This is a genomic window from Kaistia hirudinis (assembly GCF_014196455.1).
Lineage (GTDB): Bacteria > Pseudomonadota > Alphaproteobacteria > Rhizobiales > Kaistiaceae > Kaistia > Kaistia hirudinis.
Map to the genome: position 1 here is coordinate 666,721 of NZ_JACIDS010000001.1, position 12,516 is coordinate 679,236.

General features: G+C 65.5%; 13 protein-coding genes and 1 tRNA gene. 8 read left to right on the top strand and 6 right to left on the bottom strand.

Annotated elements, in window-relative coordinates; genetic code table 11:
• Positions 1-378 precede the first annotated feature (378 nt).
• Positions 379-615 (bottom strand): hypothetical protein, encoded by a 237-nt coding sequence (locus GGR25_RS03110; protein WP_183397241.1) that lies wholly within the window; start codon positions 613-615, stop codon positions 379-381.
• 109 nt (positions 616-724) lie between these two features.
• Entirely contained in the window at positions 725-934 is a 210-nt protein-coding gene (locus GGR25_RS03115) for a cold-shock protein (protein WP_183397644.1), read from the bottom strand.
• 373 nt (positions 935-1,307) lie between these two features.
• On the opposite strand from GGR25_RS03115, the gene GGR25_RS03120 reads away from it, so the two are divergent.
• Positions 1,308-2,336 (top strand): LLM class flavin-dependent oxidoreductase, encoded by a 1,029-nt coding sequence (locus tag GGR25_RS03120; RefSeq protein WP_183397242.1) that lies wholly within the window; start codon positions 1,308-1,310, stop codon positions 2,334-2,336.
• Between the two features lie 80 nt (positions 2,337-2,416).
• Here the strand turns inward: GGR25_RS03120 and GGR25_RS03125 are convergent, their stop codons facing one another.
• Positions 2,417-3,730 (bottom strand): MFS transporter, encoded by a 1,314-nt coding sequence (locus GGR25_RS03125; protein WP_183397243.1) that lies wholly within the window; start codon positions 3,728-3,730, stop codon positions 2,417-2,419.
• A gap of 180 nt (positions 3,731-3,910) precedes the next feature.
• On the opposite strand from GGR25_RS03125, the gene cyoA reads away from it, so the two are divergent.
• The 7 genes from cyoA (at position 3,911) to GGR25_RS03160 (ending at position 11,008) form a co-directional block, all read left to right on the top strand.
• On the top strand, positions 3,911-5,086 hold the full coding sequence (gene cyoA, locus GGR25_RS03130) for a ubiquinol oxidase subunit II (protein WP_183397244.1): 1,176 nt from the start codon (positions 3,911-3,913) through the stop codon (positions 5,084-5,086).
• Between the two features lie 16 nt (positions 5,087-5,102).
• On the top strand, positions 5,103-7,106 hold the full coding sequence (cyoB, locus tag GGR25_RS03135; RefSeq protein ID WP_183397245.1) for a cytochrome o ubiquinol oxidase subunit I: 2,004 nt from the start codon (positions 5,103-5,105) through the stop codon (positions 7,104-7,106).
• 2 nt (positions 7,107-7,108) lie between these two features.
• A complete protein-coding gene (cyoC, locus tag GGR25_RS03140) occupies positions 7,109-7,735 on the top strand; it encodes a cytochrome o ubiquinol oxidase subunit III (protein WP_183397246.1) in 627 nt (208 codons plus the stop codon).
• Complete coding sequence (locus tag GGR25_RS03145; protein ID WP_183397247.1) at positions 7,732-8,121, top strand: cytochrome o ubiquinol oxidase subunit IV; 390 nt, start codon at positions 7,732-7,734, stop codon at positions 8,119-8,121. Before cyoC ends, GGR25_RS03145 begins: the two co-directional genes overlap by 4 nt.
• Positions 8,118-8,942 (top strand): SURF1 family protein, encoded by an 825-nt coding sequence (locus GGR25_RS03150; RefSeq protein ID WP_183397248.1) that lies wholly within the window; start codon positions 8,118-8,120, stop codon positions 8,940-8,942. The genes GGR25_RS03145 and GGR25_RS03150 overlap by 4 nt, the downstream gene beginning before the upstream one ends.
• 295 nt (positions 8,943-9,237) lie before the next feature.
• Positions 9,238-10,485 (top strand): ATP-binding protein, encoded by a 1,248-nt coding sequence (locus GGR25_RS03155; RefSeq protein ID WP_183397645.1) that lies wholly within the window; start codon positions 9,238-9,240, stop codon positions 10,483-10,485.
• Entirely contained in the window at positions 10,475-11,008 is a 534-nt protein-coding gene (locus GGR25_RS03160) for a response regulator transcription factor (protein ID WP_183397249.1), read from the top strand. Before GGR25_RS03155 ends, GGR25_RS03160 begins: the two co-directional genes overlap by 11 nt.
• A 63-nt stretch (positions 11,009-11,071) precedes the next feature.
• Here the strand turns inward: GGR25_RS03160 and GGR25_RS03165 are convergent.
• The 3 genes from GGR25_RS03165 to GGR25_RS03175 form a co-directional block, all read right to left on the bottom strand.
• Positions 11,072-11,149: transfer RNA gene (locus GGR25_RS03165), tRNA-Pro, on the bottom strand.
• A gap of 109 nt (positions 11,150-11,258) precedes the next feature.
• Positions 11,259-12,086 (bottom strand): MerR family transcriptional regulator, encoded by an 828-nt coding sequence (locus GGR25_RS24990; protein ID WP_343067949.1) that lies wholly within the window; start codon positions 12,084-12,086, stop codon positions 11,259-11,261.
• 65 nt (positions 12,087-12,151) lie between these two features.
• Entirely contained in the window at positions 12,152-12,478 is a 327-nt protein-coding gene (locus tag GGR25_RS03175; RefSeq protein WP_183397251.1) for an integration host factor subunit alpha, read from the bottom strand.
• Between the last annotated feature and the right edge of the window lie 38 nt (positions 12,479-12,516).

Genomic DNA, 12,516 nt, shown 5'->3' on the forward strand with positions numbered 1-12,516 from the left:
CGCGGCGTCAACACGGGTTGGCGGGAACAACGCCGATCGACGCAGATTGTGGATTGAATGGCCGGCATGCTGGCTGCGCCTGCATCGCCGCTGAACGTCGGAACAATGACGGCAGCATCGATGAGCGCTGTCCGATGACCGTTGATGCATCGGCTCAGAGGGAGCCGGGCGCAGCGCACCTGGCGCCAAGGAGGGCTCGAGATCTTCTCGCGGATCGCCGGAAAGTGGTTCGGGAATGGAGTTCGCGCGAGCCACGGAACGGCATCCGCGTCGGCGCCGCAGATCTCACGGGAGATCCAACGCGGCCCTCGCGCGGCCACGCAAGCCAATGCCGGCAATCGCTGCCGGTTCTTCAACGCGCGCCAGAGGCGTCGGGTGTCAGTTCGAACGGGCGCGCCGCGGACCGGCGGCCTTCCGCGCCTTGGGCTTTGCGGCCGGCAAGGGCTCCTGGTTCGATTCCATCTCAAGCCGCGCTGCGCGAAGCCGCTCGGTCTTGGAGACGCGTTCCGCGACTTCCTTGTCGATGATCTCGCGCGCCGCCCGCGACGTCTGATCGTCCTTGGCATCGCGCCGCCCCGAGGTGGCCTTGGGCAGGCCGGCAACCGTCGGCTTCATTGCGATCTCCCTTTGATAACGAAAAGGCCGGGAACTGGCCCGGCCTTCGTAAGCGCATCAGCAGTCAGTGCCAGTACATCCGTGGTCAAAAACCAGATGCGCTGTGGCGTCAGGCCGCCTGCAGGTTCTCAGCGGACGACTTGCCGCTCTTCCTGTCGGCCACGACGTCGAAGCTCAGCTTCTGGCCTTCGACGATGGTGTGCATTCCGGCGCGTTCCACGGCCGAGATATGGACGAAGACATCCGTCGCACCATTCTCGGGCTGGATGAATCCGTAGCCCTTGGCCGCGTTAAAGAACTTCACGGTTCCGATGGTCATGACGATTTTCCTTTCAAATCGACACAGTTGTTCGCCGATCAGCCGCATGCCGATCGCTTGAACTTCGAAATTGAATTGAAGATCGTCTGGGCGCTAGGCGCGAAAACAATGTTCGTCCACAAGATCGATTTAGAGACACTATCCGAAAATTGTGTTCAACACAAGGCCAGTTCGTGTCAGGCGTCTTGTTCTGCTTGCGCGCGAGAGGCCGCGCGCCAAATCGTCGGCCGCGAACAGCGCATGGGACTGGCTTGGATCCTCGCGCGCAGGACGGAGCACGAGCGGTGAACGGTGCGTCGCCGACGACAACAGATAGGCATTGGGCGGCAGGTGTCCTATCTCAGAGCCACCTATCGGAACACAGTGATCGGCCATGGCAAAGAAGCACATCGGTTTCCTCTCGTTCGGGCATTGGTCGCCCTCCCCCAATTCCGGCACGCGCTCGGCGGCGGATGCGCTGCTGCAGTCGATCGATCTCGCGGTCGCGGCCGAGGAGCTCGGGGCGGATGGCGCTTATTTCCGCGTCCATCATTTCGCGCGTCAGCTCGCCTCACCCTTCCCGCTTCTGGCCGCCGTCGGCGCGAAGACCAGCCGGATCGAGATCGGCACGGCGGTCATCGACATGCGCTACGAAAACCCGCTCTACATGGCCGAGGATGCCGGTTCGGCCGACCTCATTGCCGGCGGACGGCTTCAGCTCGGCATCAGCCGCGGTTCGCCGGAACAGGTCATCGATGGCTGGCGCTATTTCGGCTACCAGCCGCCGGAGGGCGAGACCGATTCCGACATGGCGCGGCGGCATGCGGAGGTCTTCCTCGACGTGCTCAAGGGCAATGGCTTCGCCCAGCCCAATCCGCGGCCGATGTTCCCCAATCCGCCGGGCCTGCTGCGCCTCGAGCCGCATTCGGCAGGGCTTCGCGAGCGCATCTGGTGGGGCGCCGGCTCCAACGCCACCGCCGCCTGGGCCGCCAAGATCGGCATGAACCTGCAGAGCTCGACGCTGAAGGACGACGAGAGCGGCCTGCCGTTCCACATCCAGCAGGCCGACCAGATCCGCGCTTTCCGGGCGGCCTGGAAGGAGGCGGGGCACGAGCGTGAGCCGCGCGTCTCGGTGAGCCGTAGCATCTTCGCGCTCGTCGACGATCGCGACCGCGCCTATTTCGGCCGCGGCGGCAAGGAAGAGGACCAGATCGGCTATATCGACGAGAACACGCGCGCCATCTTCGGCCGCAGCTATGCCGCCGAGCTGGATGCGCTGGTCGAGGAACTCGCCAAGGACGAGGCGATCGCCGAGGCCGATACGCTGCTGCTGACCGTGCCGAACCAGCTCGGCGTCGAATACAACGCCCATGTGATCGAAGCGATCCTGAAGCACGTCGCGCCGGCGCTCGGCTGGCGCTGAACGGCCCTCGGCTCAAGCAAAAGCCGCGAAGCGCAGGCAGCGCTTCGCGGCTTTTTCATTTGTAATTCAAAAGACTTGGCTCAGGCCTTGCCGCGGTCCGACACATTGGTCAGCCAGAGCACGAGCATGGTCACGAGCGCGCCGGAAAGCAGATAGGCGCCGGACGCGATCAGGCCGAACTGGCTCGAGAGGATCAGCGCGACGAGCGGCGCGAAGCCTGCGCCGAACAGCCAGGCGAGGTCCGTCGTGATTGCGGAGCCGGTGTAGCGGTAGGCACGCGAGAAGCGTGAGGCGACGGAGCCGGAGGACTGGCCGAAGGCGAGCCCGAGCAGGATGAAGCCGAGGATCATGAAGGTGAGCTCGCCGGCGAAGCCGGCATCGAGCAGCTGCGGCGCGAAGCCCGAGAAGGCCGCGATGGCGATGGCCGATCCGCCGAGCAGGCGCCGACGGCCGATGCGGTCGGCGAGAATGCCGGACGCCACGATGGCGAAGAGACCGAACACCGCCGAGATCGCCTCGATGACGAGGAAGCGCGCGGGTCCCTCCCGCGTGAACAGAAAGACCCAGGAGAGCGGGAACACCGTCACCATGTGGAACATGGCGAAGCTGACCAGCGGCACGAACGCGCCGATCACGACATTCTTGCCTTCGGCCCTGAGCGTGGGCAGCACGCGGCTCGGCTGCAGTTCCTGCTGCTCGTAGATCTGGCGATAGCTCGGCGTCTGCACCATGCGCAGGCGCGAGAACAACGCCACGACATTGATCGCGAAGGCGACGAAGAACGGGTAACGCCAGCCCCAGTCGAAGAAATCCTCCGCCGAGAGATTGCCGACGAAGAAGGCGAAGAGCGCGCTGGCGACGATGAGCCCGACCGGCGCGCCGAGCTGCGGCAGCATGGCGTACCAGCCGCGGCGGCCTTCCGGCGCGTTGAGCGCGAGCAGGGAGGCGAGGCCGTCCCAAGTGCCGCCGAGGGCCAGGCCCTGCCCGATGCGGGCGAGCGCCAGCAGCCAGATCGCCGCGACGCCGATATCGTCATAGCCCGGCAGGAAGGCGATCGCGACGGTCGAGGTTCCGAGCAGCACCAGCGCCGAGGTCATCTTGGCGCCGCGGCCATGGGTGCGGTCGACCGCCATGAACAGGGCGGTGCCGAAGGGACGCGCGACAAAAGCCAGCGCGAAGATCGCGAAAGATAAAAGCGTTCCGGTCAGCGGATCGTGATGGGTGAAGACAAGTCTTGGGAAGACGATCACCGAGGCGATCGCGTAGACGAAGAAGTCGAAGAATTCCGATGCGCGCCCGATAATCACGCCAACGACGATTTCGCCCGGGCTGACCTCGCCATGTCCCGCGGAACTCGTGCGCCCATTGTCAAATGTTGCCGTCACGTGCGCCATCGCTCTTTTGTACCGACGTCCTATTGTGATCCAAAAACAGCGTCGCCGCCACGCGGACGGACAACCCGCGTCTTTTGCCCCGGGATTGTGCGCTGCGGCATTGGACAAATTGTCCACTACCGTTCCTGCTGCGGCGCAGCTAGCTGCATCGTCACAGGATGAGATCGGAGAGCCCCCACCTTGCGACGATTCCGTATTTTCGCCCTTTTGCCTGTGCTTTTCGCGCTGGGCGGGTGCAATTTCGTGGTCCTGAGGCCGTCGGGCGATATCGCGCTGCAGCAACGCGATCTGCTTGTCGTGTCGACGCTGCTGATGCTCCTGATCATCATTCCGGTGATGGCGCTGACCGCGTTCTTCGCGTGGAAGTATCGTCAGTCCAACAAGGCGGCGGATTACCGGCCCGATTGGGATCACTCGACGCAGCTCGAGCTGGTGATCTGGGCGGCGCCGCTGCTGATCATCATCTGCCTCGGCGCGCTCACCTGGATGGGCACGCATCTGCTCGACCCCTATCGCCCGCTCGACCGTCTCGCCCGCGAGCAGCCATTGACGAAATCGGAGCCGCCGCTCGAGGTCGAGGTCGTGGCGCTCGATTGGAAGTGGCTGTTCATCTACCCGCAATACGGCGTCGCCACGGTCAACGAGCTCGCCGCGCCGCTCGATCGGGCCATCGACTTCCGCATCACCTCCTCCGCGGTGATGAACTCGTTCTACATCCCCGCGCTCGCCGGTCAGATCTATGCCATGCCCGGCATGCAGACGAAGCTGCACGCCGTCATCAACAAGCCGGGCACCTTCGAGGGCTTCTCCGCCAACTATTCCGGCGCCGGCTTCTCGGGCATGCGCTTTGCCTTCCTCGGCCTTTCCAATGCCGATTTCGACAAGTGGATCGGCGAGGCCAAGGCGAGCGGCGGCAATCTGCAGCGTGCCGATTATCTGGAGCTGGAGCGGCCGAGCGAGAACGTTCCGGTGCAGCGCTTCGGCAGCGTGGAACCGGCGCTGTTCAGCGCGATCCTCAACATGTGTGTCGAGCCGGGCAAGATGTGCATGGCGGAGATGGCCTCGATCGACGCCCAGGGCGGGCTCGGCCTCGAGGGCGTCAACAATGTGCTGCCGCGCGCCCTCGCCTATGACAAGTACACGCGGCGCGGTGCCGTCTTCGGACCCGAGCCGACCTTTGTCGCCGGCATCTGCACGATCGAGGAGCTCGAGGCGGCCAAGGCGCCGAGCCTCGCGAGGATCGGGGTGCCCGACCTGTCGCCGCTGACCGGCGCCGGGCTGACGCCGCCTGCCTATACGACCATACGCGCGCCCTCGATGTCGTTGATCGACGCGCTGCGCCCCACGAACTCCTGAACCGGGCAGAACCGATATGTTCGACAACCCTGCCGTCCTGAAGGCGATCTTCGGCCGCCTGACGCTCGACCAGCTGCCGCTGCATGAGCCGATCGTCGTCGCCACCTTCCTCGTGGTCGCGCTCGGCGGCATCGCCGTCGTGGGTGCGATCACCTATTTCCGGCTCTGGGGCTATCTGTGGCGCGAGTGGTTCACCTCGGTCGACCACAAGAAGATCGGCATCATGTACATGGCGCTGGCCACCATCATGCTGCTGCGCGGCTTCGCCGACGCCATCATGATGCGCCTGCAGCAGTCCCTCGCCTTCAACGGCTCCGAGGGCTATCTGAACGCGCACCACTACGACCAGATCTTCACGGCGCATGGCGTGATCATGATCTTCTTCGTGGCGATGCCCTTCGTCACGGGCCTCATGAACTATGTCGTCCCGCTGCAGATCGGCGCGCGCGACGTCTCGTTCCCGTTCCTGAACAATTTCAGCTTCTGGATGACGGCCGGCGGCGTCGTGCTCGTCATGATGTCGCTGTTCATCGGCGAGTTCGCCCAGACCGGCTGGCTCGCCTACCCGCCCCTCTCCGGCATTGCCTACAGTCCGAACAGCGGCGTCGACTATTACATCTGGGCGCTGCAGATAGCGGGCGTCGGGACGACCCTATCCGGCATCAATCTGATCGCGACCATCGTGAAGATGCGCGCGCCCGGCATGACGCTGATGCGGATGCCCGTGTTCACCTGGACGTCGCTCTGCACCAATGTGCTGATCGTCGCCGCCTTCCCCGTGCTCACCGCCGTCCTCGTGCTGCTTTCGCTCGACCGCTATGTCGGGACGAACTTCTTCACGAACGATTTCGGCGGCAGCCCGATGATGTATGTGAACTTCATCTGGATCTGGGGCCACCCCGAAGTCTACATCCTCATCCTGCCAGTGTTCGGCGTCTTCTCCGAGGTCACCTCGACCTTCGCGGGCAAGCGGCTGTTCGGTTATACGTCGATGGTCTACGCCACCGTCGTCATCACGGTGCTGTCCTATCTCGTCTGGCTGCACCACTTCTTCACGATGGGGTCCGGCGCCAGCGTGAACTCGTTCTTCGGCATCACCACCATGATCATCTCGATCCCGACGGGCGCGAAGATGTTCAACTGGCTGTTCACGATGTATCGGGGCCGCATCCGCTTCGAGCTGCCGATGATGTGGACGATCGCCTTCATGCTGACCTTCGTCATCGGCGGCATGACCGGCGTGCTGCTGGCGGTGCCGCCGGCCGATTTCATCCTGCACAACTCGCTGTTCCTGATCGCCCATTTCCATAATGTGATCATCGGCGGCGTCGTGTTCGGCATCTTCGCGGGCATCAACTTCTGGTTCCCGAAGGCGTTCGGCTTCAAGCTCGACGACTTCTGGGGGAAGGTGTCGTTCTGGTTCTGGGTGATCGGCTTCTACGTCGCCTTCATGCCGCTCTATGCCCTCGGGCTGATGGGCGTCACGCGGCGCCTGCGCGTGTTCGAGGATCCCTCGCTGCAGATCTGGTTCGTCATCGCCGCCTTCGGCGCGTTCCTGATCCTGCTCGGCATCGTCGCCTTCCTGGTGCAGATCGCCGTCTCGATCCGCAACCGCGAGAAGCTGCGCGATACGACGGGCGACCCCTGGAACGCCCGCACGCTCGAATGGGCGACGTCGTCGCCGCCGCCGGCCTATAATTTCGCCTTCACGCCGGTCGTGCACGATCTCGACGCCTGGTGGGACATGAAGGAGAACGGCTACAAGCGGCCGCTCGAAGGCTTCAAGCCGATCCACATGCCGAGCAACACCGGGACCGGCGTCATCATCGCCGTGCTCAGCGTCGCCACCGGCTTCGGCCTCGTCTGGTACATGTGGTGGCTCGCGGCGCTCGGCTTCGTCGGCATCCTCGCCGTGGCGATCGCCCACACCTTCAACTACCACCGCTCGTTCAACATCCCCGCGGAGGAAGTCGCCCGGACCGAAGCGGCCCGCACGCGTCTTCTGGCTGGCCAGGCATGACCATGACGACGACACTCGACACGCCCGGGACGGCCCGCGTCTACCACCTGCCGGAAGAGCACGAGCACGCCGAGGGCAGCAGCACCTCGCTCGGCTTCTGGCTCTATCTGATGAGCGATTGCCTCATCTTCGCGATGCTGTTCGGCGCCTATGGCGTGCTCGGCGGCAATTATGCCGCCGGCCCGTCGCCGAAGGACCTGTTCGACCTGCCGCTGGTGGCGGTCAATACGTCCATGCTGCTCCTCTCCTCGATCACCTATGGCTTCGCCATGCTGGCGATGCAGAAGAAGCTGAAGGGCGCGACGCTCGCCTGGCTGGCGATCACCGGCCTCTTCGGCCTCGCCTTCCTCTCGATCGAGATCTACGAATTCTCGCACATGATCCATGAGGGGGCGACGCCGCAGCGCTCGGCCTTCCTGTCGGCGTTCTTCACGCTCGTCGGCACGCACGGCCTGCATGTGACCTTCGGCACGCTCTGGCTGGTGACGCTGATGGTTCAGGTCGGCCGCTTCGGCCTGATCGCGGCTAATCGCCGGCGGCTCATGTGCCTCTCCATGTTCTGGCACTTCCTGGACGTCATCTGGATCGGCGTCTTCACGATCGTCTATCTGATGGGGATGCTGCGATGAGCTCCGAATCCCACGCCCTGCACGGCCATGACGCGCATGACGACCATGATGGCGCCGCAGAGCACGGCTCGCTAAAGAGCTACATGATCGGCTTCGTGCTGTCGGTCATCCTGACGGCGATCCCGTTCTGGCTGGTGATGTCCGGCGCGATCGCCGACCGGCAGGTTACCGCGATCGTCATCATGATCTTCGCGGTGGTGCAGATCGTCGTACACATGGTGTACTTCCTGCACATGAACGCCAAGTCGGAGGGCGGCTGGACCATGATGGCGCTGATCTTCACGATCATCCTCGTCGCGATCGCGCTGACCGGCTCGCTCTGGGTCATGTATCATCTGAACGCGAACATGATGCCGAGCCACGAGATGTTGAACCAGCTGCCATGACGGGCGCTGCCGCCGGGGCAGGGCCTGCGCGGCGTGAGGGGACGGGGACGACATCCCCCCTCCCCGCGCCAGACGCGCCTGCGCGGCGTTCGCTGCGCACGCTGGTCGTTCTCGGCCTCCTCGCGACACTCGGCATCGTCGTCCTCACGTCTCTCGGTATCTGGCAAGTCGAGCGGCGCGCCTGGAAGCTCGACCTGATCGCGCGGATCGATAGCCGCATCCATGCCGAGCCCGTTCCGGCGCCCGGCCCTGCCGATTGGCCGGCCGTCACGCGCGAGCGGGACGAATATCGCCGAGTCCGCCTTGCCGGCCATTTCCTCGACGGCCGACAAACGCTGGTTCAGGCGGTGACGGAGCGCGGCGGCGGATATTGGGTGCTGACGCCGCTCGCGACGGATGACGGCTTCACGGTGCTCGTCAATCGCGGCTTCGTGCCCGAGGGGGAGCGCCAGGCCGCGAGCGCTCCCGGCACCCAGCCTGATGGCCGCGTGCAGGTGACGGGCCTGCTGCGGATGACCGAACCGAAAGGCGGCTTCCTGCGCTCCAACGATCCCGCAGCCGGCCGCTGGTATTCGCGCGACGTTGCGGCGATCGCGGCCACCAGGGACCTCGCGGACACCGCGCCCTATTTCGTCGATGCGGATGCCGTCAGCTCGCCTGGAGGTGACGCGGGTCCGGTGGGCGGGCTGACGGTCGTCACGCTGCCCAACAACCACCTCGTCTATGCGCTGACCTGGTTCGCCCTCGCGATCATGCTGGCAGGGGCAGCCGTCTGGGTCGCGCGCGACGAGTGGCGAAGCCGGCGCGGCGGCGGGCGCTGAGGCGGGCGACAGATCGTCGCGAGACGGTGGCGATGATCATGCGCGCCCTATATCCAGCCCTGTGTCGGTGGATCGCGCCGTCTTGAATCAGTGCCCTGCCCCTCTGCTTGACGCCTGCCGTCGGCTCGACATGCATCATTTGCGCGCCGCGGCGATCGTACCGCCGGCCAAGGCGTGGTGAAGTGAGACACCACGGCTCCCTCGTCCGGGCACGGTCCGTGCCCCGGTGGGCGAAAGAGAGAATTTCGTGAGCACCCGGATTCAGGAACCCGATTCGACCAACAAGAAGAACCTGATGCTGCTGATCCAGCTTCGCTGGCTCGCAGTCTTCGGGCAGGTCGCGACGATCCTGTTCGTGCATCTGTGGTTTGACATCGAGCTTCCCCTCTTCCCGATGGGCGTCGTGCTCGCCTTTCTCGTCGCGCTGAACATGGTCAGCCTTCTGCGACATCGCTCATCGGAGGACGTGACCAATTCCGAGCTGCTGCTCGAATTGCTGCTCGACGTGGGCGCGCTGACCGTCCAGCTCTATCTCTCCGGCGGTGCGACCAACCCGTTCATTTCGCTCTATCTCCTGCAGGTGACGCTCGGCGCCGTGCTGCTCGACGCCTGGTCGGTCTGGGCGCTTGTCGTCGTGGCGAGCGGCGCCTTCGTCTGGCTCACCATGAGCTATCGCCCGCTCGGGCTGCCTCCGGCCTCCGTCGAGGCGGGTCTGTTCAGCCTGCATATCCAGGGCATGTTCGTCTGCTTCGTGCTGTCGGCGGCCCTGCTCGTCGTCTTCGTGACGCGGGTCCAGCGCAATCTGAAGGCGCGCGACACGCATCTCGCGGAGCTGCGCCAGCGCTCGGCCGAGGAAGACCATGTCGTGCGCCTCGGCCTCCTCGCCTCCGGCGCGGCGCATGAGCTCGGGACGCCGCTCTCGACGCTCTCGGTCATCTTGAGCGACTGGCAGCGCATGCCCGCCTTCGAGCGCGATCCCGAGATCGCCGGCGAACTCGCCGAGATGCAGGGCCAGCTCGAGCGCTGCAAGGCGATCGTCTCCGGCATCCTCATGTCGTCCGGCGACGCGCGCGGCGAAGGCACGATGCTGACGACGATGGCGACCTTTCTCGAGGATGTCGTCGAGGAATGGCGCGAAAGCCGCTCGCCGGCCGTGCTCGACTTCATCAATCTCGTCACGCCGGACGAGCCGATCGTCTCGGACACCGCGCTGAAGCAGGTGATCTTCAACGTGCTCGACAATGCGCTGGAGGCCTCGCCCCGTTGGGTCGGCGTGGCCGCCAGCCGTCACGACGGCGAGATCACCATCGCCGTGACCGATGCGGGCCCGGGCTTCGCGCCCGGCATGCTGGACGAATTCGGCAAGCCTTACCGATCGACCAAGCAACGCCCCGGAGGCGGCCTCGGCCTGTTCCTGGTGGTCAATGTCATCCGCAAGCTCGGCGGCCGTGTCGGCGCCGAGAACCGGACCGATGGCGGCGCCTCCGTGACGCTGTCGCTGCCGGTCGCCGCCCTCGCCCTTGGAGAGCAAGATGGACGCTGAAAAGAGCCTCATCATCGTCGAGGACGATGCCACCTTCGCGCGTGCGCTGAGCCGCTCCTTCGAGCGCCGCGGCTTCGCCGTGCAGCAGAGCGACAGCGTCGAAGGCGTTCGCGCTGCGCTGGCGCGGGCCACGCCCGAATATGCGGTGGTCGACCTCAAGCTCAGCACCGGCTCGGGGCTCGAATGCGTGCGGCTGCTGCACGAGCACGCGCCCGACATGCGCATCGTCGTGCTGACCGGCTTCGCCAGCATCGCGACCGCCGTGGAGGCGATCAAGCTCGGCGCATGTCACTATCTGCCGAAGCCGTCCAACACCAACGACATCCTCGCCGCCTTCGAGCGCGCGGATGGCGACGCCTCGGTGCCGCTCTCGCAGCGCCCGACCTCGCTCAAGAATCTCGAATGGGAACGCATCCACGAGACGCTGGTCGAGACCGACTTCAACATCTCCGAATCGGCCCGCCGCCTCGGCATGCACCGCCGCACGCTGGCGCGGAAGCTGGAGAAGCGCCGGGTGAATTGAGGGCTCCGGCGGACGCAGAGAACCGTCTGCCGCAGGCGCCGTCACATCGATGATTTGGAAAAATGGTCGGAGTGGCGGGATTTGAACCCACGACCCCCTGTCCCCCAGACAGGTGCGCTAACCAGGCTGCGCTACACTCCGGACCGTTGCGACCCGCCTTGGGCGGGGCTTGTCGAACCGGGAACCGAAGCCCCCGCGACGCGCCGTCGTTAGCATGATCGACGCGTCCTTGTCACCGCCAAATCGTGCGTCAGCGCGACTGGTCCAGAAGACGTTTGCACTCCAGAAGCTCGATCAGCACGGCTTCCAGCGTCTGAACGTCCTCCCGGCTCGGCCCGCTCGCGGCGGCGGACGGCGTCGCGCGGGACGGCATGGCGGGCTGATGCGGCTCGGGTTCGTCGGCGAGCATGCCGAATCGCGGATTGCGCCGCTCCTCGAGCGCGGGCGGCTGATGGGCCTCGGCCCGGGCAACCGGCGGCGCGGCGCGCTCGACCGGCTGCGGCGTGACGGGCGCATGCGGCGGCGGCAGATAGGTCTCGAAGCTGTCCGGCTCGTCGGGCGGCGCCGCGGGGAAATTCGACACGTTGGGCACGGCAGGCTCGGGCGCGCTGCGGCGGCCGGGGCTTGCCGGGCGCTCCACGGGCATCTCGACCCGCGGCTCACGCCGCGCTTCGAACACCGGCTCGCGCCGTGCGCCGCGGAGCGGCGGCGGCTCGGCGACGGGCGGAAGTGCCTCATCCTCCTCGTCGCCCTCGAAGGCGAAATCCGGATCGGAGGGCTCATCGACCGGCGCGGGATCGAGCGGCCCGTCGCGGCCGAAGGACGCGACGTGGCGCAGGCCCTGCTCCTTGAGGATCCGCTGCACGCCCTTGATCGTGTAGCCCTCGCCATAGAGCAGGCGGCGGATGCCCCGCAGAAGCTCGACATCCTCGGGGCGGTAATAGCGCCGCCCGCCGCCGCGCTTCATTGGCCGGATCTGCTGGAAGCGAGTCTCCCAGAAGCGCAGCACGTGTTGCGGCAGGTCGAGTTCCTCGGCCACCTCGCTGATCGTGCGGAACGCATCGGGCCCCTTGGACACGGGAGATCCCTCCGACATTCAGTGGTTGCCCGGATGCGCGGGGCCGCGCTCGCCGGGCACCGTCTTCAATCGTCGGCCTCGTCGGAGCCATTCGGCACGCTGGTGCCGTTGATGCGCTGCTTGAGGACGTTGCTGGGCTTGAAGACCATGACACGACGCGGCGAGATCGGCACCTCTTCACCCGTCTTCGGGTTACGGCCGATGCGCTCGCCCTTGGAGCGAACCAGGAACGAACCGAATGAGGAGAGCTTGACCGCCTCTCCGCGGACTATGCAATCGCTGATTTCATCGAGAACGAGTTCTACCAGGTCTGCGGACTCCGTCCGCGACAGGCCGACTTTCTGGTAGACCGCCTCGCAAAGGTCGGCACGCGTAACCGTCTTGCCTGCCATGGTGTTGTTTTCCAGTCTGTTTCCTTCGGCAAAGCGAA